At 38.3% G+C, this 24,959-nt stretch carries 29 protein-coding genes; 25 read left to right on the top strand and 4 right to left on the bottom strand.

All coding sequences use genetic code 11. From position 1 onward, the window contains the following. Window positions 1-98 precede the first annotated feature (98 nt). The 11 genes from spoIIAA (at window position 99) to lysA (ending at window position 8,228) form a co-directional block, all read left to right on the top strand. Entirely contained in the window at window positions 99-449 is a 351-nt protein-coding gene (gene spoIIAA / locus BFL01S_RS01870) for an anti-sigma F factor antagonist (protein WP_025909092.1), read from the top strand. After that, entirely contained in the window at window positions 449-892 is a 444-nt protein-coding gene (gene spoIIAB / locus BFL01S_RS01865; RefSeq protein WP_025909091.1) for an anti-sigma F factor, read from the top strand. Before spoIIAA ends, spoIIAB begins: the two co-directional genes overlap by 1 nt. Window positions 893-904: 12 nt before the next feature. Beyond that, window positions 905-1,663: an RNA polymerase sporulation sigma factor SigF gene (gene sigF / locus BFL01S_RS01860; RefSeq protein WP_025909090.1), complete on the top strand. Its 759-nt coding sequence runs from the start codon at window positions 905-907 to the stop codon at window positions 1,661-1,663. Between the two features lie 135 nt (window positions 1,664-1,798). Continuing rightward, a complete protein-coding gene (locus BFL01S_RS01855) occupies window positions 1,799-2,419 on the top strand; it encodes a stage V sporulation protein AA (protein WP_061784731.1) in 621 nt (206 codons plus the stop codon). Next, window positions 2,409-2,831, top strand: a complete 423-nt coding sequence (locus BFL01S_RS01850) for a stage V sporulation protein AB (RefSeq protein WP_025909088.1) — start codon at window positions 2,409-2,411, stop codon at window positions 2,829-2,831. Before BFL01S_RS01855 ends, BFL01S_RS01850 begins: the two co-directional genes overlap by 11 nt. Before the next feature lie 17 nt (window positions 2,832-2,848). Continuing rightward, complete coding sequence (spoVAC, locus tag BFL01S_RS01845; RefSeq protein WP_061784730.1) at window positions 2,849-3,307, top strand: stage V sporulation protein AC; 459 nt, start codon at window positions 2,849-2,851, stop codon at window positions 3,305-3,307. An 18-nt stretch (window positions 3,308-3,325) separates the two neighbouring features. Further along, window positions 3,326-4,339 (top strand): stage V sporulation protein AD, encoded by a 1,014-nt coding sequence (spoVAD, locus tag BFL01S_RS01840; RefSeq protein WP_025909086.1) that lies wholly within the window; start codon window positions 3,326-3,328, stop codon window positions 4,337-4,339. 2 nt (window positions 4,340-4,341) lie between these two features. Beyond that, window positions 4,342-4,692, top strand: a complete 351-nt coding sequence (gene spoVAE / locus BFL01S_RS01835) for a stage V sporulation protein AE (protein WP_025909085.1) — start codon at window positions 4,342-4,344, stop codon at window positions 4,690-4,692. 10 nt (window positions 4,693-4,702) lie between these two features. After that, window positions 4,703-5,284 (top strand): stage V sporulation protein SpoVABEA, encoded by a 582-nt coding sequence (gene spoVAEA / locus BFL01S_RS01830; protein WP_061784729.1) that lies wholly within the window; start codon window positions 4,703-4,705, stop codon window positions 5,282-5,284. 7 nt (window positions 5,285-5,291) lie between these two features. Further along, window positions 5,292-6,743 (top strand): spore germination protein, encoded by a 1,452-nt coding sequence (locus BFL01S_RS01825; protein ID WP_374700358.1) that lies wholly within the window; start codon window positions 5,292-5,294, stop codon window positions 6,741-6,743. Window positions 6,744-6,908: 165 nt separating this feature from the next. Then, a complete protein-coding gene (gene lysA / locus BFL01S_RS01820; protein ID WP_025909082.1) occupies window positions 6,909-8,228 on the top strand; it encodes a diaminopimelate decarboxylase in 1,320 nt (439 codons plus the stop codon). Window positions 8,229-8,259: 31 nt separating this feature from the next. On the opposite strand, the gene BFL01S_RS01815 is transcribed toward lysA, so the two are convergent. After that, a complete protein-coding gene (locus BFL01S_RS01815) occupies window positions 8,260-9,123 on the bottom strand; it encodes a DUF1002 domain-containing protein (protein WP_373688723.1) in 864 nt (287 codons plus the stop codon). Between the two features lie 270 nt (window positions 9,124-9,393). On the opposite strand from BFL01S_RS01815, the gene BFL01S_RS01810 reads away from it, so the two are divergent. After that, window positions 9,394-9,828: a peptidylprolyl isomerase gene (locus BFL01S_RS01810; protein ID WP_025908337.1), complete on the top strand. Its 435-nt coding sequence runs from the start codon at window positions 9,394-9,396 to the stop codon at window positions 9,826-9,828. Window positions 9,829-10,029: 201 nt separating this feature from the next. Further along, window positions 10,030-10,383, top strand: a complete 354-nt coding sequence (locus BFL01S_RS01805) for a GNAT family N-acetyltransferase (RefSeq protein ID WP_025908338.1) — start codon at window positions 10,030-10,032, stop codon at window positions 10,381-10,383. Window positions 10,384-10,403: 20 nt separating this feature from the next. Here BFL01S_RS01805 and BFL01S_RS01800 read toward each other — a convergent pair whose 3' ends face one another. Both BFL01S_RS01800 and BFL01S_RS19805 read right to left on the bottom strand, forming a co-directional pair. Beyond that, window positions 10,404-10,928, bottom strand: coding sequence for a DUF309 domain-containing protein (locus BFL01S_RS01800; protein ID WP_025908339.1), 525 nt, complete (start codon window positions 10,926-10,928; stop codon window positions 10,404-10,406). Window positions 10,929-11,001: 73 nt separating this feature from the next. After that, window positions 11,002-11,097 carry a YjcZ family sporulation protein gene (locus BFL01S_RS19805; RefSeq protein ID WP_076512182.1) on the bottom strand — a complete coding sequence of 32 codons (96 nt, stop codon included), beginning with the start codon at window positions 11,095-11,097 and terminating at the stop codon, window positions 11,002-11,004. Window positions 11,098-11,275: 178 nt separating this feature from the next. On the opposite strand from BFL01S_RS19805, the gene BFL01S_RS01795 reads away from it, so the two are divergent. The 12 genes from BFL01S_RS01795 to BFL01S_RS01740 all read left to right on the top strand — a co-directional run bounded on the left by BFL01S_RS01795 (window position 11,276) and on the right by BFL01S_RS01740 (window position 23,025). Further along, a complete protein-coding gene (locus BFL01S_RS01795; RefSeq protein WP_082802678.1) occupies window positions 11,276-12,037 on the top strand; it encodes a segregation/condensation protein A in 762 nt (253 codons plus the stop codon). Beyond that, window positions 12,034-12,606 carry an SMC-Scp complex subunit ScpB gene (gene scpB, locus BFL01S_RS01790; RefSeq protein WP_061784726.1) on the top strand — a complete coding sequence of 191 codons (573 nt, stop codon included), beginning with the start codon at window positions 12,034-12,036 and terminating at the stop codon, window positions 12,604-12,606. Before BFL01S_RS01795 ends, scpB begins: the two co-directional genes overlap by 4 nt. 168 nt (window positions 12,607-12,774) lie before the next feature. Then, entirely contained in the window at window positions 12,775-13,911 is a 1,137-nt protein-coding gene (locus tag BFL01S_RS01785) for a D-alanyl-D-alanine carboxypeptidase family protein (protein ID WP_061784725.1), read from the top strand. A 1-nt stretch (window position 13,912) separates the two neighbouring features. Then, the gene (locus BFL01S_RS01780) at window positions 13,913-14,512 is read left to right on the top strand and encodes a nucleoside recognition domain-containing protein (protein WP_025908343.1); all 600 of its coding nucleotides are present in this window, start codon (window positions 13,913-13,915) and stop codon (window positions 14,510-14,512) included. Continuing rightward, complete coding sequence (locus BFL01S_RS01775; protein ID WP_025908344.1) at window positions 14,509-15,042, top strand: spore maturation protein; 534 nt, start codon at window positions 14,509-14,511, stop codon at window positions 15,040-15,042. Before BFL01S_RS01780 ends, BFL01S_RS01775 begins: the two co-directional genes overlap by 4 nt. A 125-nt stretch (window positions 15,043-15,167) precedes the next feature. Beyond that, window positions 15,168-15,893, top strand: a complete 726-nt coding sequence (locus BFL01S_RS01770; RefSeq protein ID WP_061784724.1) for a pseudouridine synthase — start codon at window positions 15,168-15,170, stop codon at window positions 15,891-15,893. A gap of 227 nt (window positions 15,894-16,120) precedes the next feature. Further along, a complete protein-coding gene (resA, locus tag BFL01S_RS01765) occupies window positions 16,121-16,642 on the top strand; it encodes a thiol-disulfide oxidoreductase ResA (protein WP_025908346.1) in 522 nt (173 codons plus the stop codon). A 12-nt stretch (window positions 16,643-16,654) separates the two neighbouring features. Next, complete coding sequence (gene resB, locus BFL01S_RS01760) at window positions 16,655-18,277, top strand: cytochrome c biogenesis protein ResB (protein WP_061784723.1); 1,623 nt, start codon at window positions 16,655-16,657, stop codon at window positions 18,275-18,277. 11 nt (window positions 18,278-18,288) lie between these two features. Next, window positions 18,289-19,467 (top strand): c-type cytochrome biogenesis protein CcsB, encoded by a 1,179-nt coding sequence (gene ccsB / locus BFL01S_RS01755; RefSeq protein ID WP_025908348.1) that lies wholly within the window; start codon window positions 18,289-18,291, stop codon window positions 19,465-19,467. A gap of 221 nt (window positions 19,468-19,688) precedes the next feature. Continuing rightward, a complete protein-coding gene (locus BFL01S_RS01750; protein WP_025908349.1) occupies window positions 19,689-20,405 on the top strand; it encodes a response regulator transcription factor in 717 nt (238 codons plus the stop codon). Continuing rightward, complete coding sequence (locus tag BFL01S_RS01745; protein ID WP_061784722.1) at window positions 20,405-22,183, top strand: ATP-binding protein; 1,779 nt, start codon at window positions 20,405-20,407, stop codon at window positions 22,181-22,183. The genes BFL01S_RS01750 and BFL01S_RS01745 overlap by 1 nt, the downstream gene beginning before the upstream one ends. A 158-nt stretch (window positions 22,184-22,341) precedes the next feature. Beyond that, on the top strand, window positions 22,342-23,025 hold the full coding sequence (locus BFL01S_RS01740) for a peptidoglycan DD-metalloendopeptidase family protein (protein WP_025908351.1): 684 nt from the start codon (window positions 22,342-22,344) through the stop codon (window positions 23,023-23,025). A 35-nt stretch (window positions 23,026-23,060) separates the two neighbouring features. On the opposite strand, the gene serA is transcribed toward BFL01S_RS01740, so the two are convergent. Next, on the bottom strand, window positions 23,061-24,635 hold the full coding sequence (gene serA / locus BFL01S_RS01735; protein ID WP_061784721.1) for a phosphoglycerate dehydrogenase: 1,575 nt from the start codon (window positions 24,633-24,635) through the stop codon (window positions 23,061-23,063). Window positions 24,636-24,959: the final 324 nt, after the last annotated feature.

Raw genomic sequence — 24,959 nt, 5'->3', positions numbered from 1 at the left:
ACTAACATTGACGAAATGCTACTAGTTTTGTCACTCAGAAGGAATACGTCTTCGCTATAGCGAAAGATTGACTATACGACTGATAGGAGGTTTGTATAGTGAGTCTTTCTATAGAACTTGAATTAAAACAGGATGTGCTGTTAGTGCGATTGGGTGGAGAGTTAGATCATCATGCTGCAGAGCATTTAAGAACCCGCATTACACAAGAGTTAGAACAAAATGCGATTCAGCACTTAATTTTAAACCTTGAGAAATTAACGTTTATGGATAGCTCAGGTCTCGGGGTTATTTTAGGAAGGTACAAGCAGGTTCGAAACAACGGAGGAGAAATGGTTGTATGTGCAATCTCTCCACCGGTTGAACGCCTCTTCAATATGTCTGGGTTATTTAAAATTATTCGCTTTGAGCCAAGTGAACAAAACGCGCTGCAGAAGTTGGGGGTGGCATGATGAAAAACGAAATGCACCTTCAATTCTCAGCTCTTAGTCAAAATGAATCATTTGCACGGGTTACGGTGGCTGCTTTTATCACGCAGCTTGACCCTACAATGGATGAGTTAACGGAAATTAAAACAGTTGTGTCAGAAGCCGTAACGAACGCCATTATTCATGGTTATAACAATAACGCAGAAGGTATTGTACACATTGACGTTACGCTTCATGATAATGGAATGGTTGAACTTATTATTAAGGACGACGGTGTGGGAATTGATGATGTTAATGAAGCTACGCAGCCTCTTTACACAACAAAACCTGAACTTGAGCGTTCTGGAATGGGTTTTACAATCATGGAGAACTTCATGGATGAAATTAACGTCGTATCTGCGCCTTTAGCGGGAACAACTGTCTACTTAAAAAAACAATTAACAAATAGTAAAGCGCTATGTAATTAAGGAGACTTGCCGATGGATGTGGAGGTCAAAAAGGAAAAAAATGAGCCGTATTTAAAAGATCATGAAGTGAAAGACCTCATCAAGCGCAGTCAACAAGGTGATCAGAATGCTAGGGATACAATCGTTCAGAAAAATATGAGGTTGGTTTGGTCAGTTGTACAGCGATTTATTAATCGAGGATATGAGCCTGATGATTTGTTTCAGATTGGCTGTATTGGCTTGCTCAAGTCAGTCGACAAGTTCGATTTATCCTATGATGTGAAATTTTCAACCTATGCAGTTCCAATGATTATTGGTGAAATACAACGTTTTATTCGAGACGATGGAACGGTGAAAGTAAGCCGTTCATTAAAAGAAATGAGCAATAAAATCCGAAAAGCCAAAGATGAATTATCAAAAATGCTTGGACGGGTTCCCACTGTGGCAGAGGTTGCTGAACACTTGGATTTTACACCTGAAGAAGTGGTTATGGCGCAAGAAGCAAATCGAGCACCGTCTTCTATACATGAAACCGTTTATGAAAACGATGGTGACCCAATTACGCTTCTTGATCAAATTGCTGACCATAGTGAAGCAAAATGGTTTGATAAAATTGCATTAAAAGAAGCTATTGAAGAGTTAGAGGAACGTGAAAAGCTCATTGTATATTTGCGTTATTACAAAGATCAAACTCAATCAGAGGTTGCGTCTCGATTGGGGATTTCTCAGGTGCAGGTATCAAGGCTTGAAAAGAAAATTTTAAAGCAAATGAAGAGTCAAATGAATGAATAAAGAGCGGCAGGTTATCTATAACCTGCTGCTCTTTTTTTGGTAATTAATGGTCTGTTGTGAAACTTTGAATTAGAAAATTTAAGTGAATACATACTACACGTACAAGGAGGATAACGAATTGTAGGTGTGATGTAAATGGATAATACTTTATATATCAAAATGAGACATCGTGTGCAGGTCGAACCAAATGCAGTGGTCAACCTTGGACAGCTAGCTCTCTTGATAAGTGAAGAATCAATTGAGAAAGAACTTGCTCAGCTCAGCGTGTATAAGGTGAAAAAGAGTGATCGTAACATTATCATCATTGATTTAATGAAAGTAATTGCATTAATAAAGAAGGCTTGTCCTCACCTTGATGTTCAAACAATTGGTCCTGCTCAAACGATTGTTGAAGTTGTTTATAAAAAAAAACAATCGTCTTTTATCGCATTTATAGCTGTCTGGTTTCTATTGTTTATTGGTGCGGCCATGGCCGTCATGAATTTTCATGAAGATGTTAGCATGCAGCAAGTGCATCAAAAACTGTTTTATATGCTCACAGGAATAAAGGATAAGCAGCCTTTAGTCATTCAAATCCCCTATTCATTTGGCCTTGGTTTAGGCATGATTCTCTTTTTTAACCACGTGTTTCGCAAGCGAATTAATGAAGAACCTAGCCCTTTAGAAGTTGAAATGTTCAATTATCAACAGGATTTAGATCAGTATGTCATTATGAATGAGAACAAAGAAAGTATGAAGAATTTAGATGATCGCTAACATCGTATTTACGATAATTGTAGGGTTTGCTAGTGGGCTAGCTGTAGGTGGAGGATTTGTGGCTTTTTTAACAGTGCTAGGCATTATTCCAAGGTTGATGCAGCTTACGAAAACAATGAAATATATTCAATTTTATGAGTGGGCTGTTGTTGGGGGAGCAGTAGCTGGTGGTTGGTGTAGTTTACATCAGTATACATGGAGCGTTCCTTCACTGTTTATTGGCATTATTGGGTTAGCGAGTGGAATTTTCTTTGGCATGCTAGCAGCTGCTCTAACTGAGATGCTGAATGTATTGCCTATCTTAACAAAAAGAATAGGAATGGATGGGAAGCTTATTCTATTACTAATGGCCATTGTACTGGGGAAGGTTTTTGGATCGCTTTTTCACTGGGTTTATTTTGTTAATCAATAAAAAGGAGTGGATACTAAGTGGCAGGTAATCAAAAGCTAAAAGATAACTATCAAGAGAATATAAAATCATTTCAACCAAAGCCTCCTTATGTGTTGAATTGTCTCAAAGCTTTTATCGTTGGAGGGTTGATATGTGGGTTTGGGCAAGCTATACAAAACTTTTATATCACATTTTTTGATTTCACGACAAAAACAGCAGGAAATCCAACAGCCGCAACGCTTGTTTTAATTTCAGCAATCTTAACAGGTATCGGTGTATACGATCGAATCGGTCAATTTGCAGGTGCCGGGTCTGCCGTACCCATTACTGGGTTTGCGAATTCAATGACAAGTGCAGCTCTAGAACATAGAAGTGAAGGGCTTGTTTTAGGAGTTGCAACAAATATGTTTAAGCTAGCTGGAAACGTCATCGTTTTTGGCGTTGTGGCTGCTTATATCGTCGGAATGATTCGATATATATTTAAAACATTTTTTTAGATAAAGGAGAGAAAGTAAATGAGAAAGGCTGGAAAACAAACATGGGTATATGAAAATCTTGTTTATATTAACGCAGCTGGTACAGCTGTTGGACCCAAAGAAGCTGACGGTCCATTAGGAAGTACCTTTGATATCACGCATAAAGATCTGCACTGTGAAGAAGCAAATTGGGAGTTAGCTGAGCGTAAGCTTATGCGCGAATCCATCGACTCATGTTTGGGGAAGATGAATTTATCGTATGAAGACGTAGATTTATTTTTAGCTGGTGATCTTTTAAATCAAAACGTAACGGCCAATTTTGTCGCAAGAGATCACCAAATTCCTTTTCTTTGTATGTTTGGAGCTTGCTCTACTTCAATGGAAACGTTAGCAACGGGAGCAGCGCTTGTAGATGCAGGGTTCGCCAACCGTATTATAGCGTCTGCCAGCAGCCATAATGCAACGGCAGAGAGGCAGTTTCGGTACCCGACTGAATACGGAGGGCAAAAACCAGACACTGCAACTGCAACAATTACGGGAGCAGGAAGTGCACTTGTTTCTAGACAAAAGAGTCCTGTTCGCTTGACGTCTGCTACTGTAGGACGAGTAATGGATTATGGAATTAAAAACCCTTTTGATATGGGTTCAGCTATGGCTCCAGCGGCTGCGGATACGATTCAAAAACATTTTGAAGATTTACAGATTTCTCCGGATCACTACGATTTGATCGTTACTGGAGATTTATCAGGCGTCGGTAGCCCAATTTTGAAACAGTTATTAAAAGATGAAGGGTATGACGTTTCAGAGAATCATAATGATTGCGGCTTGATGGTTTATCGTCCGAACCAAAACGTATTTGCTGGTGGAAGTGGATGCGGTTGCTCTGCTGTTGTCACATATGGACATCTGCTTAATGAATTAAAGTCAGGAAACTTAAAACGAATCTTTGTTGTTGCAACGGGAGCACTGCTTAGCCCAACGATGACGCAGCAAAAAGAATCAATACCAACCATTGCACACGGTGTTGTAATGGAACATGTTGAGGAGGGATAATTGTGGATTATGTTATTGCTTTTGTGGTAGGAGGAGCAATCTGTGTAATCGGTCAGCTGTTGCTTGATTTTGCCAAGCTTACCCCTGCTCACGTTATGAGTTCCTTTGTAGTAATTGGAGCAATCTTAGATGGATTTGGGATTTATGATAAATTTATCGAATTTGCTGGAGCAGGCGCCACAGTTCCAATTACAAGCTTTGGACACTCGCTATTACACGGAGCTATGCATCAAGCAGATGAACATGGGTTTATTGGAATTGGTATCGGTATGTTTGAGCTAACGTCGGCAGGTATTTCAGCAGCTATTTTATTTGCTTTTATCATCGCGCTAATCTTTAAACCAAAAGGATAAGAGGTGTGATATGAAAAAAAGGCAAGTTATTTTAATTACAGATGGAGATGAATACGCACGAAAAAACATTGAGTACATTGCGAAAAAAGTGGGCGGCAGATGTATTTCAAAGTCCTACGGAAATCCAACGACTCTAACGGGTAAAGAAATTGTTGGCATGATTTTAGAAGCACCGTATGATCCTGTATTTGTTATGTTCGATGACAGCGGCTTTGTTGGCGAAGGTGCTGGAGAACAAGCGCTTAAGTATGTAGCGACAAATAAACAAATGGATGTATTAGGTGTTATTGCGGTAGCTTCTAGAACCCATCAAAGTGAATGGTCCAAAGTAGATGTTACAATCGACCGCTTTGGTGAACTAACGCATTATGGTGTGGATAAAAGTGGTATTCAAGAGTTGGAGGTTGGGCGAATAAATGGTGACACGGTGTACTGTTTAGATGAGCTCGATGTTCCGCTGGTTGTCGGAATTGGAGACATTGGTAAAATGGCACGCATGGATGATGTAAAAGCTGGTTGTCCAATTACAGAGCAAGCTGTACAACTGATTTTAGAAAGGAGTGGCTTCCGTGAGCAACAAAGTGGAAAATAAAACAAAGATTTTCCCAAAGATTCAACAAAATGATGAATGGTACAAAGAAAACGCTAGTATGATTACAAGCTTTGATGTAGGTGTTCGTAAACTTCTTATCCTAGGTCGAGAAGTGCATGTATACTACGTAACAGGCCTATGTGATAGTGCATTTATCATTGAAATTACCAAAGTACTTGTTCAAATTAATGATAATGAAGTTGAGCAGGCAAAATTAAAAGATATTATTGAAAACCGTTTAATTCATCAACAGGTTAAGCCTCTAAGAACACTGGATGAAGGAATGGATACCATTTTATCAGGTCTCATTTTTGTACTTATTGATGGAGAAGAAGTAGGCTTTGAAGTTGATGTAAGGATGTATCCAGGGCGTTCGCCAGAAGAACCAGATACAGAAAAAGTTATTCGCGGTGCGCGCGATGGATATACAGAAAATATTATTATCAATACAGCACTAACTCGTCGTCGAATTCGAGATGGAAGACTACGCTTTGAAATCTTTAAAGTAGGTGAACGTTCCAAACTGGACGTAGCAATTGGGTACATAGATGAAATTGCAGATCCTGGACTTGTGGAAATTATAAAAAAAGAGCTTACTTCTATCAAAGTAGACGGTCTACCGATGGCAGATAAATCGCTAGAAGAGTATATGGTCAAACAAGGTTTTAATCCGTTTCCTATGGTTCGCTATACGGAAAGACCAGATACGGCTGCTACGCATTTATTAGAAGGGCACGTTATTTTAATTACAGATACATCACCAAGTGTCATTATTACGCCAACTACGTTTTTTCATCATTTACAACATGCAGAAGAATATAGGCAATCTCCTGCTGTTGGGACGTTTATTAGGTGGGTAAGGTTATTAGGGATTTTAGCATCTGTATTTTTATTACCACTATGGCTATTATTTGTTCTAGAACCACAGCTTTTGCCGCCGGCACTTCAGTTTATAGGACCAAATGAGCAAACGAATATTCCAACTGTTATTCAAATCTTCTTAGCTGACTTAGGCGTCGAATTCTTAAGGATGGCCGCCATTCATACACCAACTGCTCTAGCTACCGCCATGGGCTTAATCGCCGCTGCTCTCATTGGGCAGATTGCCATTGATGTAGGACTTTTTGTACCTGAGGTAATCTTATACGTAGCGGTAGCAGCAATTGGTACATTTGCTACTCCGAGTTATGAATTGGCCATTGCGAATAAAATGATTCGTTTAATGCTCTTAATAGGTGTAGCTGCTTTTCACACGCCTGGATTTGTTATTGTGTCTACGCTGTATTTAATCCATCTCGTGAGCTTAAAGTCGTTGAACACGCCTTATCTATGGCCGTTTATGCCATTTAATCCTAACGCGCTGCTTCAGATTATTATTCGCCCAGCGGTACCGTCTGCGAAATCCAGACCTAGCATTGTACACCCACAAGATAAAGATCGTCAGCCAGCAGAGTCGTAAATCTGGTAGCCATCTCTTGTTTATTTAGCAATATGTAGTTGAAACCTGTAAAAAAATGTGATAGATTTGTTTTAATTATGTAAAATAATAAATTTTTAGACAGTTAGCAGCTCTTTATGCTGTCAGCTGTCTTTTTTACAATATATAAAGGAACGGGGTAGAAGGATGTTTTTACATGGTACAAGTCGCATTAATGAACAAGGTCATCTTGAAATCGGTGGTGTAGACGCGGTTAAGCTTGGTAAAGAGTTTGGAACGCCTCTTTACGTATATGATGTCGCTTTAATTCGTCAACGTGCTAGAGGGTTTAAAGAAACGTTTGAAAAACACAATATAAAAGCACAGGTAGCATATGCAAGTAAAGCCTTCTCGACCGTTGCGATGGTACAAGTGGTAGACCAAGAAGGCCTGTCCTTAGATGTTGTATCTGGAGGAGAGCTTTATACGGCGCTGGCGGCTAATTTTCCTAAAGAACGGATTCATTTTCATGGAAACAATAAAAGCCGAGCTGAGTTAGAGATGGCTATTAAAGAAGATATTGGGTGCATTGTTGTAGATAACTTTTATGAGATTGCGCTGTTACAAGAACTAACAGAACAGTATCGCAAAACGATGCCTGTATTATTGCGCTTAACACCAGGTATTGAAGCTCATACTCATGACTACATTCTCACAGGACAAGAAGATTCAAAGTTTGGTTTTGATTTGCAAAATGGTCAAGCTGATGAAGCAATTAAAGCTGTGATGGAAACCAGTGGAATTAACCTGTTAGGAATTCACTGCCATATTGGTTCACAAATCTTTGAAACAACAGGATTTGTCATGGCGACTCAGAAGCTTTTTTCAAAAATGAAAGAGTGGAAGGAAACAATTGGCTATGTACCGGAAGTACTTAATCTTGGGGGAGGGTTCGGAATTCGCTACACAGAGGAAGATCAGCCTATTCCTGTTTCCGAATATGTAGAAGTGATTATTGAAGAAGTTAAAAAGCAATCAGCTCAACTAGATGTTCCAATTCCTGAAATTTGGATTGAACCTGGCCGTTCACTCGTAGGAGATGCAGGTACAACACTTTACTCTGTTGGTTCACGCAAACATGTCCCGAATATTCGTGAATATGTTGCGATTGATGGGGGGATGAATGATAATATCCGTCCTGCATTATATCAAGCAAAGTATGAAGCTGCTCTTGCGAATCGAATGAATGATGTGAAAGATGAACTTGTATCGATTGCTGGGAAATGCTGTGAATCTGGAGACATGCTAATGTGGGACTTGTCGTTGCCAACAGCACGTCCAGGTGATATTCTAGCGATGTTCTGTACAGGTGCATATGGTTATTCAATGGCGAGTCAGTATAACCGTTTGCCTAAACCAGCGGTCGTGTTTGTTGAAGATGGAGATGCTCAGTTAGTTGTACAACGTGAAACATATGAAGATATTATTAAAAATGATTTAAAGTATAACGTTGCGTTAAAAAAGTAAAAAAACGGTTGCCTTAGAGGCAACCGTTTTTTTATGAGAATAAAGCTTTAATAGCATCAATGATACTAATAAAGAAGTTTTTTAGTTTATCAAGGAATGACTGTCCTTCTTCAGACTGCAAAAATGTTGTGACTTTCTCTTTAGTAGCTGATAATTGATCTTTAACTTGATTCCAATCAATATCTAAGTCTTTTAAACGATTGAAAAAGTCAACGAGTGTGTTCAGCTCAGAGTCTGTTAGGCTAATGCCTAAATCATTGGCTACACGCTCGATTAAAGCACGCAAATCATCTTTTGTTTGTGGATTTTCTTTGGCAATTTCTTCTTTTATTGTTGCCATAAATTCAGCTGCTTTTTCTTTTCCTACTTTTTCACCAAGTTCAGCTGTTTGAACCATCTCTTCGTTGGCCGCTTTTTTAACCTCTTCAGGTATTTTTTTATTTGTTTGTACTTCATAGGCTTTCATAATTCCGGTTAATGCGGCAGTACCTGATACTTCAAAAGGTGCAGTAATTTTAATATCAGCGTCTTTTACACCTGCAGTCATTAACGCGTTTAGGTACATATCATCCGTAATGGATGTAATGTTTTGGGTGGCTACGCTTAAGCCTGAATCTTTTGCAGTAAGCGTAATGCTTGAAGATGAAATCGCTCTAGAGCCGATGGTTGCTTTTGGAATAAAGTCACCTAAATACTCATGTTCTTCTGCGTTAGACACAGTAATGGTTTGCGCATTATCTGGTGCTTCAAGGTCTTTTAATACTTTTTCTTTTTGCGCAATTGTTAAATCTTCTCCTAAAGTAACAATGACGTCACCTACAGCTGCGTCTGCAAGACTTTTTATTGGCGCTGTTAAAAACAAAATCAAGCTCATAGTAAGCAAAGCTATTTTTATATAAGGCTTCATAATTTTTTCCTCCTTTAACCATATCCTATTATAATACGATTTTAGATAATGCGATAGTTTCATCTCGCGCTACTTATTAAACGAAGAGACAACAAGAAAGTTTCAAAAAAAGAAAAATTCGCTAATTGATTGAAGAAAAGTGATTCATTGAATTTAGATATTCACTTATAGTACAATAAGATGAAACATTGTTAAAGCGTGCATAGTTACTTATGTACAACCATAAGTGTTGAAATACATAATTTGGAGGTTTTATACATGAAAAAAGCAAGCATTTTAATGGAAAATGGAGAAAAAATTCTAATTGATTTATTTGAAAATGAAGCGCCTGGAACAGTTGAAAACTTTGAAAAATTAGCAGCTGAAGGTTTTTATAACGGCGTAACGTTCCACCGCGTTATCCCTGGATTTGTATCACAAGGTGGAGATCCTACAGGCACAGGAGCTGGCGGTCCTGGGTATACAATTAAGTGTGAAACAGAAGGTAATCCTCATAAGCATGAAGCTGGTTCATTATCAATGGCTCATGCAGGAAAAGATACTGGCGGAAGTCAATTCTTTATCGTACATGAGCCACAGCCACACTTAAATGGTGTTCATACTGTGTTTGGTAAAGTAACAGAAGGGTTAGATACAGTATTGAAGATGCGTAACGGTGATGTGATGAAAGAAGTTAAGGTGTGGGAAGAGTAATATTCTCATGCTGTAACAATTCAACATTAGGTTGAAAAGAGTGATAATAGAGCGCCTTGTAAGTTGTGAAATCAACTTTACATGTCGCTCTTTTTATGTGAATTTACAGCGATGTTGCTATTATTTCATAAATTTTGTATGATAAAAGCATTAGAATTAACGAACACATCGTAGGAAAGTTTGAGAACGAGGGAGAATTTTATGCTTATTCGCTATAAAAGAAGTCATGAAAAAATTGCTATGGGTCTTCTGTCGTTTGTGCCAACTGAAAAGGATTTAAAAAAACTTCAGCAAACGATGAAAGATTATGAGCAAAACGAAAATCGCCAGCTATATTTATGGAAACAGGGAGAAGACTTTATCGGTATTGTTGGAGTTTCAATTATTGATCAAGATTTAGTTGAGGTTCAACATGTGAGTGTCAATCCATCTCATCGCCAGCAGGGGATCGGAAAAGAAATGATTAAAGCACTTCAGCAGATGTATTCTAATGCTCAAATTAAGCCTAGTGAGTTAATTGCACCGTTTTATGAAAAATGTCAAAGTGAACAATAAAAAGCAGAGCTGCAGTAGTCTTAACTACGAGAAGCTCTGCTTTTTCGTAATTTCTTTGCCCGCTCTGCAATGATAGCTGTTCGATCACGGAGCTTATGACGGTGAATAAGGTGTTCATCCTGCAAATTAGATGGTGTAAGCCACCCGAATGTCTGAGCTAAAGGGTGTGCATGGCATTGCTGAACAAGGTGTTCATCTACAATTGGCATATTTAAGCTTTGATACGGTTTTGAAGCCTGTATTAAGCGCAAATGTTTGTTGAGTATGCTGATTAAATCGATTGGCTGTAAACCAATCTGAAATAGCTCTTGATGATGCGCATCAAGAATTGAAATTGCTTTTTTCATCGTACGTTCAGCACCTACGTAGTTACTTCGACGATGATGATACAGCGAAACGGCAACTTGAATGAGCCCAACCCATAAAACATTTCGATGCCTAGGATCAGCGACTTTCCAATGTTCTTCTAGTACTTCATGGCATTCGAAATAATCTCTGTTTGTATGAAAATAAACAAGATAATCTATATACGGTTTTGGATACATAACTGGTAACCTCCTAATGCCAGTGTAACATAAAAAAGTGTCCAGCTAAACTGAACACATTTGGGTCATTTTATTAAAAGTGTAAGCAAGCGCATCCGATAATTACTAATAAAATAAACAATACAATAATTAAAGAAAATCCTCCGTTATAATCATGCTTGTGAGTCATGAGAATTCCTCCTTCGAGTTATCAAAATGCTATTACCCTGACATCATATGTTCATTTTTACGTTTGGTATGGGCGAATGACCTATCTTTCCTAGAAATTATATTGGACATGTGTCTAGAATCCTCTATACTAATGATAGTACGACTTATGACTAAATGATAATTTTGGTGGGATAGAATTGGAATATAGTGTGAAGGTAGATGCTTTTGAAGGACCGCTAGACCTTTTATTGCATCTTATTAACCGATTTGAAATTGATATTTATGACATACCAGTAGCAACGATTACCGAACAATACATGATGTATATACATACGATGAACGAGCTTCAGCTAGATGTGGCAAGCGAATATTTAGTAATGGCTGCTACGCTTATTCAAATTAAAAGTAAAATGTTACTGCCAACATATGATGAAGACGATATAGATGACAGTATGGATGATATAGAAGAAGATCCTCGCGAACAGTTAATGCAGCAGTTAATTGAATATCGTAAATTTAAAGAAGCTGCCGTTGAACTTCAAAAGCTTGAAGAAACACAAACCCATATTTACGCAAAGGCCCCTAGTAACTTACAGCAAATAAGTGATGAAAAATCGCCGCAGCAAGATAGCGGAGATTTAGATGTTTCGCTTTATGATATGCTGAGTGCTTTACAGAAGTTGATGAAGCGAAAACAGTTACAGAAGCCAGCGCAAGCAAGAGTAGCCCGTCAAGACGTTCCAATTGAAAAAAGAATGACGGAAATTGTATCGGTACTCCAAAAAACAAAGGGCAAACAAAGTTTTTATAAGCTTTTTCCTTATCCTGAGCGCAATCATATTGTGGTAACGTTCTTAGCCATCTTAGAATTAATGAAAAAGAATGAAGTCATCGTAGAGCAGTCCAATAACTTAGATGAACTATACGTTGCATATCAAGAAAGGAATGATGAAAGATGAGTAAACAACATGTTTCTGCGGCTATCGAGAGTTTACTATTCGTTGTGGGAGATGAGGGGCTATCGATTAAACAGCTGCAAGAACTTCTTGATGTGTCAAAAGACGAAGTGAGCATAGAGTTAAATAAACTGATGAAAGAGTATGAAGACGAGAAGCGTGGTCTTCAGCTAGTAGAGATTGCTGGACAGTTTCAATTCGCAACGAAGCAGGAATATGCTTCGTATGTGGAAAAATTAATTGAAGCACCATCTGCACAATCGCTATCTCAAGCTGCGCTTGAAACGCTAGCAATTGTAGCATATCGTCAACCGATTACGCGAGCTGAAATTGAAGAAATTCGCGGTGTGAAAACTGAAAGGCCGCTTCAAACGCTGATTGGCAAAGCGCTTTTAAAAGAAGCAGGACGCGCAGAAGGAGCAGGCCGAGCGATTCTATATGGAACAACAAAAGAATTCTTAGCTTATTTCGGCTTAAAAGACTTGAGCGAACTGCCACCGCTTCCAGAAGATGAAGCAGGCGCTGAACAGGAAGCAGATTTGTTTTTTCGGACGTTTCAAGAAACAGAATAACTCACTTGGTAAAGAACACGATGAGCATACATCGTGTTCTTTTTATGAATAAAAAAAAGAAAAAAATTACAAATAAGATAAAAGTTGAAAGATGCCTTTACGTAAATAATTCATAACATGAAAACAAGTGCATAAACTTGTACAAACAGATAAAGGGACGGGGATGACATGCGGAAAATAAAGCAAAGCATTATATGTTTCATAATTTTATTTTTAGGTCTAAGCAGTTTACCTCCTACTACATATGCAGCAGGTGTAAGCGCCCATAGTGCAATTTTAATTGAACAAAAGTCTGGAAGAGTTTTATATGAGAAAAATGCTGATGCGATTAGCCGCATAGCGAGCATTACGAAAATTATGACCGCTATTTTAGCGATTGAATCTGGCAAAATTGATCAAACAACAACGGTTAGCTCTCGAGCAGTGGGAGTAGAAGGGTCATCCATTTACTTAATTGAGGGTGAAAAAATTAAGCTCAAAGACTTGGTATATGGACTTATGATGAGATCTGGAAACGATGCAGCTGTAGCGATTGCTGAAATGGTAGGGGGCAGCGAAGAGGGATTTGTTTATTTAATGAATCAAAAAGCAAATGAAATTGGAATGACTAATACCACATTTCAAAATCCTCATGGACTAGATGATCATGAAAATCATCGTTCAACAGCCTATGACATGGCGATCTTGATGCGCTACGCAATGAATAATAAAACGTTTCGAGAAATTTCAGGAACAAAAGTTTACAGAACCGCTCATCCAGAAGAAAAGTGGGACCGCGTGTGGAAAAATAAAAATAAATTACTGACAAGCTTATATGCATATTGCACAGGTGGTAAAACGGGATATACAAAGTTAGCAAAGCGAACGCTGGTAACGACGGCCACAAAAAATGGAATGGATTTAATTGCTGTTACAATTAACGCACCTAGCGATTGGAATGATCACATTTCTATGTACGAAGAGGCTTTTGATAATTATAAAATGACAAGCTTGGCTCCAAAAGGAGAGCTGAAAGGCATCGAAGATTCATTTTATAAAAAGAAGCTTGAAATTAAAAGAGATGTTATATATCCATTAACAAAAGATGAGCAAGAAACCATTAAGTTGAAAACGATTTTAATTAAACCCCAAAAAGAGTGGAAAGAAGGAAAGCCTGTTCCAAGCGTTGTAGGAGAGTTACAGGTGACACAAGATGGTGAGTCAATAGGGAATATACCGATTTACTTTCATAATGAGCAAAAGAAAGAAGAGGGATTTTTCACTAAGGTAAAGAACTTATTTTTCATTTATCCGGGAGCACGATAAGATGGTTAATGTCATTTGGATGTTGCTAACGGTTATTGGAATTGTGTTTGCGATCATTAATGGAAAGATGGATGCGGTTAATAAAGCAATCTTTCAAGGGGCAGGAGAAGCGGTTACCATCAGTATCGGTTTAATAAGTGTATTGGTATTTTGGCTAGGCATTATGAACATTGCGCAACACGCTGGATTATTGGAGAAATTAGCCAAGTTGTTTCGTCCTATTATTGGGAGGTTGTTTCCTGACATTCCAAAAGATCATCCTGCTTTAGGATATATACTATCTAATATGATGGCTAATATGTTTGGGCTTGGTAATGCAGCGACACCGCTTGGGATTAAAGCAATGGAACAGTTAAAACAGCTAAATGGTAATAAGGATGAAGCGAGTAGGTCAATGATTACTTTGCTAGCGCTCAATACAACCAGTCTAACATTAATCCCAACAACTGTTATTGCCATTCGTATCACGTATAATTCCGCCAATCCCACAGAGATTGTAGGAACGACACTTCTTGCAACGGTTGTTGCTACAATGGGAGCCATTATCATTGATCGTTATTTCTACCATCGCCGTATGAGAAAAGGAGGGGAGCGTAGATGACCTTATTGAATCAAATTTCTATTATGTTTATCCCTCTTATTGTAGGTTGTATCCTTTTATATGGAACATATAAAAAAATCCCAACTTATGAACGATTTGTAGAAGGCGGGAAGGATGGACTACAGATTGCGTTTTCTATTATTCCTTATCTCGTTGGGATGCTCGTAAGTATTTCAATCTTTCGAGCATCTGGAGCTTTAGATTTCTTTTTAAACTTTATGAAGCCATTTTTAGATGCAGTTGGCGTGCCAGCTGATATAGTACCACTTGCTTTAATCAAGCCAATTTCAGGAACTGCCGCTTTGGGTATTACAACCGATTTAATTGCAACGTATGGGCCGGATTCCTTTATTGGACGATTAGCTTCTACTATGCAGGGAAGTACTGATACTACATTTTATATTTTAACCGTTTATTTTGGAGCGGTAGGCATAAAAAAAATGGGCGATGCTCTAAAGGTTGGCTTGTTAGCGGATTTAGTAGGCATTGTCGCATCAGTGGTAATTGTTATTCTTGTTTTTGGGTCATAATAAAGGTAAAAGAAAGCAGGCTTGACATGCTTTCTTTTTTGCATGAGAAAATTAATAGCTATTTGCTGTACAGGCTTGTATATTAGAGAGTAAACAAGTAAGATGTTACAAGAGGTGAGATATAAATGGAACGATTACAAAAAGTAATTGCTCATGCGGGTGTTGCTTCAAGGCGTAAAGCTGAAGAGCTTATTACGCAAGGACGAGTAACGGTGAACGGAAAAGCAATAAAAGAGCTAGGAACAAAGGTAGGACCTAACGATAAAATTGAAGTGGACGGTGTACCATTAGAACGCGAAGAACCCGTCTATTTTATGTTATATAAGCCAAGAGGCGTTATTTCAGCAGCGAAGGATGATAAAGATCGAAAAACGGTTGTGGACTTTTTCCCTCACGTTGAAGAACGTATCTATCCAATTGGGCGCTTAGATTATGATACGTCGGGGCTAATTCTTTTAACAAATGATGGTGAATTTGCCAACCTGCTGACGCATCCAAAGTACGAAATTGATAAGGTGTACGTGGCAAAAATTAAAGGTATTCCACCGCGTGAAAAAATCAGACAGCTACAGAGAGGTATTATGCTTGAAGACGGAAAAACATCGCCTGCGCGTGCAAAAGTTCTGTCTATTGATAAAGGAAAGCAAACAGCCATCGTAGAGCTATCGATTCATGAAGGTAAAAACCGCCAAGTGCGTCGCATGTTTGAAGCGATTGGTCATCCTGTCTTAAAATTAAAGCGCGAACGCTATGCAAATTTAGATTTAAGAGGCTTAAACGCAGGAGAAGCAAGAGAATTAACGGCTCATGAAGTAAAGCAGCTGTATACGAAAGCACAAACAGGTAAGTAAGTATAACAAGGCACGTTTAGCTGGTAGATCATTCGATCAGCTAAACGTGCTTTTTTATGAATAAAGATGTAAGCGCATAAATTATAAATAAATGAGTTGTCCATTCTTTGTTGAAAGCGTTGCTGTGTCACATAACCTTCATAATATTTTTACCTTTACTAATGCGAAAAAATGCTATAATTGTAAGAAAACGCATAATGAAAACGATTTAGAGGAGTTCGATTGGGATGAAAAAACGTCGCTTATTTATTCGTACTACGATTCTAACTATTTTATTAGTTGCTGTGGGCTATACTCTATATACGCAGTTTATAGCTGACAAGCAAGCATTTTCAGTAGGTGACCAGGCTCCTAACTTTGTTCTCCAAGATTTAGAGGGGAATGAACATAAGCTGTCGGATTACAAAGGAAAAGGCGTCTTTTTAAATTTTTGGGGCACGTGGTGTAAACCTTGTGAAAAAGAAATGCCTGTAATGGAAGCACAATACGCGAAGTATAAAGACCAAGGTGTTGAAATTTTGGCTGCAAATGTTGATGAAACAGATGTTGCTGTTAAGCAGTTTGCAAACCGCTATGGATTATCCTTTCCGATTTTAATGGACAGGGATTCACAAGTTCTCCATGCATACGGTGTAGACCCGTTACCAACTACGTTTTTAATTGATAAGAATGGAAAGATTGTCGATGTGTTTATTGGAGGGTTAGATGAACAACGAATTCAAGAGTACATGGAATTAATTAAGCCGTAGGGAGTTTTTGCTATGAAACAAATACGATGTGAATGCGGTCATCAAAACAAAGAAGGAACCGTATTATGTGAAGCGTGTGGGAAGCCGCTGAATGAAGAGTCCTCAAAGCAACTGGTTGATATGCGATATGAGGGTAGTGCAAGGCGCTCACAAACATACAATAAAACAATCATTGATAAGATATGGAACTTTTTCTCCTCAGTAAAGGTAGGTGTTTGGATTATTATCCTTACACTTGCAGCATCAGCTCTAGGAACGATTTATCCACAAGAAATGTACATACCACCAGGAACAACAGCAGTTCAATACTATGAACAAGAATACGGATGGACGGGAAAACTCTACTATGAACTAGGATTTCACAATTTATATGGTTCATGGTGGTACATGCTTTTAATTGCATCGCTCGGTATATCATTGGTCATCGCCAGCTTAGACCGAGTTGTTCCACTTTATAAATCACTAAAGTATCAAAGAGTAAAAAAACACGCCAATTTCTTGAAAAAGCAGCGTTTATTTAGCGTCACGAAGTCATGGGCAGATGAAGACTATGAAGCTATGAAAGAGCAGTTGAAAAAGCATCGTTATACAATTCGAGAAGAAAGCGGAAACATATTGGCTGAAAAAGGAAGGTTTTCGAGATGGGGACCTTACGTCAATCACTTTGGTCTTATTATTTTCTTAATCGGTGCTATGCTTCGGTTTGTACCTGGCATGTACGTTGATGAAGTACTGTGGGTACGAGAAGGTGAAACAAAGGTAGTGCCCGGTACTGATGGGGAATACTATTTGAAAAACAATGCGTTTAAAGTCGAAATGTATGATAAAGAGACGGAAAAAGAAGTTTTTCAACAAGCAATTGACCGCGTGGGCAATCAAGCCATTGTAAAGAACTATCAAGCCGATGTGACTCTATACGAGCGTGAAGGGGACAGTATTCCTGGGCAAACGCCAGAATTAAAAGAATTAAAGGATAAGAGCATTCGCGTAAATGAACCTTTAAAGCATGAAGGCTATGCCATTTACCAGGTGGATTATAAGCTTAATGAATTCAACGCCATGTCGTTTCATTTAACAAACAAAGAAACGGAAGAAAATATTGGCCAATTAACAGTTGATTTATATAATCCCGAGGAAACATATACGCTCAAGGATGGCTATAAAGTAGATTTAATTAGCTATTTCCCAGACTTTTATTTGAATGATGATGGAAACCCAGATACCAAAACACGGGTACCGAACAACCCAGCCTTTGTGTTTAAAATGTTTTCACCTGAGCATCCAAAAGGTGAGATAGCACTTGTCGCTATTCAACAGAACCTAGAGCCACTTGGTGAAAATGATTATAAGATGTCCTTTGCAGGCGTAGATACAAAAAATGTAACAGGGTTAACAGTCAGAAAGGATTATACGCTTTGGATTTTAGGCCTAGGAGGTGCGATCTTTATGATCGGTGTCATTCAAGGAATGTATTGGAATCATCGACGTTTGTGGATTCAAAGAATTGGAGATGAGCTGTGGTTAGCCGCTCACACAAATAAAAACTGGTATGGTTTGAAAAATGAGTTAAATCAAGCAGTTCAACAAACTAAGATTATGCCGTTGCATGATCAAGTAGATAAAGACAAGAGATAGGAGGAGACAGAATGGATTTTGCTAGCGTTAGTAGTAACTTGCTTTATGTAGCTTTCATTGCTTATTTAGTCGCTACTTTTTTCTTTGGTGGAGCCATTAGAGAAAAGAATTCAAAGCATAAGGCAAACAAGTGGCCGATATTTGGAATTAGCGTAACGATTGTTGGATTCATTGCACAAGTTGGATATTTTATTACGAGATGGATTGCTTCAGGCCATGCGCCGGTTAGTAATCTATTTGAATTTACAACCTTCTTTGGCATGATGATTGTCGGGGCATTTATTATTATTTACTTTATCTATAAATTAAGTATTCTAGGCGTATTTGCTCTTCCTATTGCGCTGTTAATCATTGCGTATGCAAGTATGTTTCCAACGGAAATTTCACCTTTAATACCAGCGCTTCAAACAAACTGGTTACATATTCACGTTACAACGGCTGCTGCCGGCGAAGCAATTTTAGCTATCAGCTTTGTAGCGGGACTGATTTATCTTATTAAATGTATTGATCAAACGAAAGCAACCAAAAAAACATTTTGGCTAGAGTTTATCTTATATTCTTTACTGAGCACGGTTGGATTTATTATCATGACAACAGCTTTTAGTTTATCAAACTATGATGCTACGTTTACATGGGTCGATAAAAATGAAAAGCAGGCTGAAATGGTGTATCATCTCCCGGCTCTAGTTGGTCCACATGACGGAGAGTTAGTAACGACTGATCGTTTAGAGCCAGCGGTTTCAGTACCTGCAATTATTAATGCACAAAAGTTAAATACGGTTTTATGGTCACTCATGAGTGGTTTTGTCCTATATTGGTTACTTCGTCTTGTTCTTCGCAAACGAATCGGCGCTGCTTTAAAGCCGTTAGTCAAGCAAGTAAACAGTGAACTATTAGATGAAGTAGGCTATCGCTCAGTTGCTATTGGGTTTCCTGTTTTTACTTTAGGTGCTTTAATTTTCGCCATGATATGGGCGCAAATTGCGTGGACACGCTTCTGGGGGTGGGACCCAAAAGAAGTGTGGGCTTTAATTACGTGGCTATTTTACGCAGCCTTTTTACATCTGCGCTTAGCCAAAGGCTGGCAAGGTGAACGTTCAGCATGGCTAGCAGTTGGTGGCTTTGCTATTATTATGTTTAATCTCGTTGCGGTTAACTTGGTCATTGCAGGCCTACACTCATATGCGTAAGAAAAAACTCGCTGTCATTGCGACAGCGAGTTTTTTTTGTCATAATGAATCCAATCAGATGTGGAAATTAGACATAAATGAAAAATGATATAAAAAAGTATAAATAATAGAGACACCTTTTAAGTCCCGTTCATTTGTTACATAGATTGTCACAATGTTGATTAGACATTGGTAGCGGTTCACCCGTTTTTTTTGTAAACTAAACATAGGAGGTTGAGAATATGCAAACTGAACAAAGATTATTACTTGTGGACGATGAAGATCGTATTCGTCGTTTGTTAAAGATGTATTTAGAAAAAGAAGGATATACGATTGAAGAAGCTGCTGATGGCCATGAGGCTATTGAGAAAGCGTTACATATAAATTATGATCTTATTATTTTAGATTTAATGATGCCTGGAATTGATGGAATTGAAGTGTGTAAACAAATTCGTGAGAAAAAAACAACACCGATTATTATGCTAACAGCGAAGGGTGAAGAAGTAAACCGTGTTCAAGGTTTTGAAGTTGGAACGGATGACTATATTGTTAAGCCCTTCAGTCCTAGAGAAGTTGTACTGCGCGTCAAGGCCTTGTTACGACGATCTTCGTCTACACCTGTTATGGAGCCAACACCTTCGGTTAAAAATATGATTGTGTTTGACCATTTAACAATCGATAATGATGCACATCGTGTGACTGCTGATGATAAAGAAGTCAACCTAACGCCAAAAGAGTACGAATTGCTGTGCTTCTTAGCAAAAACACCGGATAAAGTGTACGACCGTGAGCAGCTTCTGAGAGAAGTTTGGCACTATGATTTCTTTGGAGATTTAAGGACGGTAGATACTCATGTCAAACGTTTGCGAGAAAAATTAAATCGCGTCTCTCCAGACGCTGCTAAAATGATTGTAACCGTTTGGGGTGTAGGGTATAAATTTGAGGTTGGAAACAGCTGATGTTTTGGCGGAGTGTTGTTGGTAAACTCTGGTTCACTATCCTATTACTGGTTACGTTTGTTTTATTTATTTTAACGGTTTTATTGCTGCAGTTCTTTGAAAATTATCATGTAGATGCCGCAGAAAAACGACTAACTAAAACAGCAGCTAAAATTTCTACTATCGTAAAGGAAACCAAAGACCAGGAGCTCGGGCTTTCAATTGCACGCGAATTAGCTGACCAAGCCAGTATCTTAATTGTACAGGGAGATAAGAAGTATTGGAACTCCACTCACCCGGAAGAAGAGAGTCGTGACACTGTCATATCGCTCATTTCTGAAGATGAAAATCTTCAAAGAGTGACCACGCATGGTGAAGTTGTACACGAAGAAATGTACATGACTGAAAATAGAGGTACTTCAGAAAGTCCCCTTATGTTTATTGTAGGCGTTCCGTTATCTGTAGATGGTCAAGGGAATGGCGGGGTTTATTTATACCAATCACTAGCTGAAATTGAAGAGCCTGCACGCTATACAACAAAGTTCATTATCTTGGCTGCGGGTATTGCCATCGTACTAACTACAATTTTTGCTTTTTTCTTATCAACTCGAATTACCGCTCCGCTTCGAAAAATGAAGCAGGCAGCTTTTGAGGTTACGAAAGGAAATTTTGAGACGAAAGTGCCAATTTTAACACACGATGAAATTGGCGAACTAGCAATTGCCTTCAATCAGATGGGAAGGCAGTTGAAATTCAACCTTAATGCTTTAAATCAAGAAAAAGAGCAGCTTTCAAGTATATTAAGTAGTATGGCGGATGGGGTTATTACATTTAGTCAAAATGGTTCGATTTTAATTACCAACCCACCTGCCGATCAGTTTTTACAAGCATGGTACTATGAGCAAAATATGAATAATCAGTCCATTCCAGAGCTTCCTTTAAAAGTGGTTCGTTTGTTCGAGAGCGTTGTTAAAAGTGAAAAAGAACAGAGCGCAGAGCTAACGATACAAGGACAGACGTGGGTTATCCTTATGTCACCACTCTATAACCAAACGAAGATTCGCGGAGCCGTTGCGGTTTTACGTGATATGTCAGAAGAGCGTAAATTAGATAAGCTCCGAAAAGATTTTATCGCCAATGTTTCACATGAGTTACGCACACCTATTTCGATGCTGCAAGGTTATAGTGAAGCGATTATTGATGACATTGCTAGCACGGAAGAAGAGAAAAAAGAAATTACCCAAGTTATTTACGATGAATCCTTAAGGATGGGGCGACTTGTTAACGAACTATTAGATTTAGCTCGAATGGAAGCAGGACATGTTCAGCTTCACGTAGCTGAAATTGAGATGGTTGAACTTGCTGAGCGAGTAGTTCGTAAATTCCAAGGAATTGCCAAAGAGCAGGATGTTATGCTGGAACTCCAAACCAATTCACAAACACAGCTCCCGGCAACCATCGATGCAGATCGGATAGAACAGGTATTGACCAACTTGATTGACAATGCGATTCGTCATACCCCTAAAGGTGGAAAAGTGACCCTTGGTATTAACAGTAACCAAACGGAAGTTCATCTTTCAGTTGAAGATACAGGTGTAGGAATACCAGAAGAAGATTTACCATTTGTTTTTGAGCGATTTTATAAAGCAGATAAGGCAAGAACAAGAGGGAAATCAGGTACGGGACTCGGGCTTGCGATTGCAAAAAATATCGTAGAAGCACATCGTGGAGTCATTGTGGTAAACAGCATTTTAAATCAGGGAACAACATTTTTTATTAAGCTACCTAAACACTACTAATAAGATAAATGCTACTTGTGTTTTAAAGACCAAAGAGTAAAAGGTTAGAAAATAGTAAAATATTTTCTAACCTTTTTTACTGGAAATGTCTAGAATTTTTGAAACTGCATATAGTATATTTATGTGTCAAGAAACGCTTAGTACATAGGAGGACATGTATGCTTGATATTGTAAGGCGAATATTAGTAGTAGTCATTATGGGGATGTGTATAGGGCTATTGTTTGTTGGAGGAACAATGGCTAAAGCAGAAGCTTCTACACAGTGGAACTGGCCGACTGAAGAAGGAACGCTTACAGATGTGTTTGGCTCTCGTAACGCAAAGCATTTTGGTATTGATATTGCAGCGCCTGTGGGGACACAGGTGTATGCAGTATATAGTGGAAGAGTTACAAAGTCTTATTACTCTGATACATATGGACAAGTTGTGTTTATTAAGCAAGATAACGGATATGAAACGGTGTATGCACACTTGAATAGTCGAGATGTTACAGAAGGTGAAAGAGTTTCTATTCGTCAGGCAATTGGACAAGTAGGTAACACAGGGCGATCATCGGGTGCTCATTTGCATTTTGAGGTTCATAAGGGAACATGGAATATTAATAAAACGAATGCTATTAACCCGATTGCAAAGCTTGATCAAGGGAAATTATCAGCCTACGTAAGGGAAGATTTAGAGACTGCTGTATTTAGACAGTTGAATGAAGGGTACGTTGTAAAAAGAGGAGACACGTTATCTAAAATCGCACAAAAATATGAAATGAATGTAGACGATTTAAAAGGAAGGAATCATATGACGACCAGCGATATTTATCCAGGTCAACATCTAAAGATAACAAAATAAAAACAAGAAAGGCCTAGACCTTTCTTGTTTTTATTTTATAGTTCAATACGTTGAATTGTAACAATTTCACTTGCTTGCTTTAATGATTCAATCGTTGCGTCTTCAATAAGACGGTCGAACGTAAGCATCATAATGGCTTCTCCGCCTTTTTGTTTACGTCCTACCTGCATTGTTGCAATGTTGATATCTAAGTCACCAAGCGCTTTACCAACATTTCCAATAACACCTGGTTGGTCTGTGTGTCGGATATATAATAAATGTCCTTCTGGATAAAAATCAATGTCGAATGAATCAATGTTAATAACGCGAGGACCATAATCTTTAATATACGTACCAGTAATAGAGAATGTGCGAGACTCTCCTTTTACAACAACTTCAATAATGTTAGCATAGCCTTGAGTGTTATCAGAAATCTTCTCACCAAACGTAATGCCTCTTTCTTTGGCAATCATTGACGCGTTTACTTCGTTGACTGAACGGTCAATACGATGAGTTAAAAATCCAGATAACAAGCTTCGTGTAATATAGGTTGTTTCTAAGTCTGCTACTGTTCCTGCGTACGTAACAGAAATATCTTGAACAGGTTCTTTCATGCATTGTGATAGAACGGCACCAAGCTGTTTCGTTAAGCTAGTAAACGGCTGGATTTTTTCAAATACGTCTTTTGAAAGCGTCGGTAAGTTAATTGACGAACTTACTGGGTTGCCTTCTAAGAAGCGTAGCACGTCATAGGCAACATCTTCTGCTACATTTAACTGCGCTTCTTTTGTTGAAGCACCTAAATGTGGTGTTGTAATAACTTGGTCAAAGTTTAAAAGTGGATTATCAGTAGGTGGTTCTACTTCAAATACGTCAATTGCAGCGCCTTGAACGTGACCAATCTCTAAATAGTGTGCAAGTGCTTCTTCATCAATAATACCGCCTCGTGCACAATTTAGTAAGTAAACGCCTTTCTTTGTTTTGGCTAACGTCTCGCGATTCAATAAACCTTTTGTATCTTTCGTTAATGGCGTATGAACAGTAATAATATCAGCTACTGCTAATAAATCATCTAACGATAAGAGGTCAACTCCTAGTTTTTCTGCACGAGATGTTGTTAAAAATGGATCATATACATGTACCGTCATGTTAAAGGCTTTCGCACGTTTTGCAAGTTCAGAGCCGATACGACCAAAACCAACAATTCCCAAATGCTTGCGATTGAGTTCCGTACCAACAAAAGCTGATCGGTTCCATTCGCGAGACTTAACGGAAATGTTCCCTTGAGGGATATGGCGAACTAAGCTAGCCATCATGGCAAAAGTATGCTCAGCTGTAGAAATAGTGTTTCCATTTGGGGCATTAATGACAACAACGCCTCGTTTAGTTGATGCTTCAATATCAATGTTATCGACACCTACACCTGCACGAGCAACAATCTTTAAATTCTTCATTTTGTCTAACAAGTCTTCTGTCACAGTCGTTGCGCTTCGAACAAGCAGTGCATCGTATGTATGCAATAAATCTTCAACTTCCGTTACTTTTTTTCTTGTTAAATTAACATTTGATGCTTCTAATAATGGAGCAAGACCTTCATTGCTAATTGAATCAGCTACTAACACTTCATACATGTATTAACATCTCCCTTTCACAACTCAAATATCTGATAATTTATCACGTTAAAAAAATTCTGTCAATTGGATTGTAGAAAAGTTCACAATTGGTAACGTTTTCATTTTTAATTTGTTACTTAATATTCGGATTTTTAGTGAAAAACTTGGTATTTTAGCGGTTTTGTTTTTGTGAAAATATTTTTAATACGTACTTTTTGGAGTTTTATATGTAAGAAAGTACGGTGAAAGAATACCTGACAATCTTTCGTTATTGCGCTGTTTTTTCATCATGAAAAAATAATGACTGAAAGAAATCGGAATTGCAGTATTTTTTGTATCAAA

Origin of the sequence: Priestia flexa NBRC 15715 (assembly GCF_001591565.1) — a bacterium.
Taxonomy (GTDB): domain Bacteria; phylum Bacillota; class Bacilli; order Bacillales; family Bacillaceae_H; genus Priestia; species Priestia flexa.
This window is presented reverse-complemented; position numbering and strand designations above follow the sequence as displayed.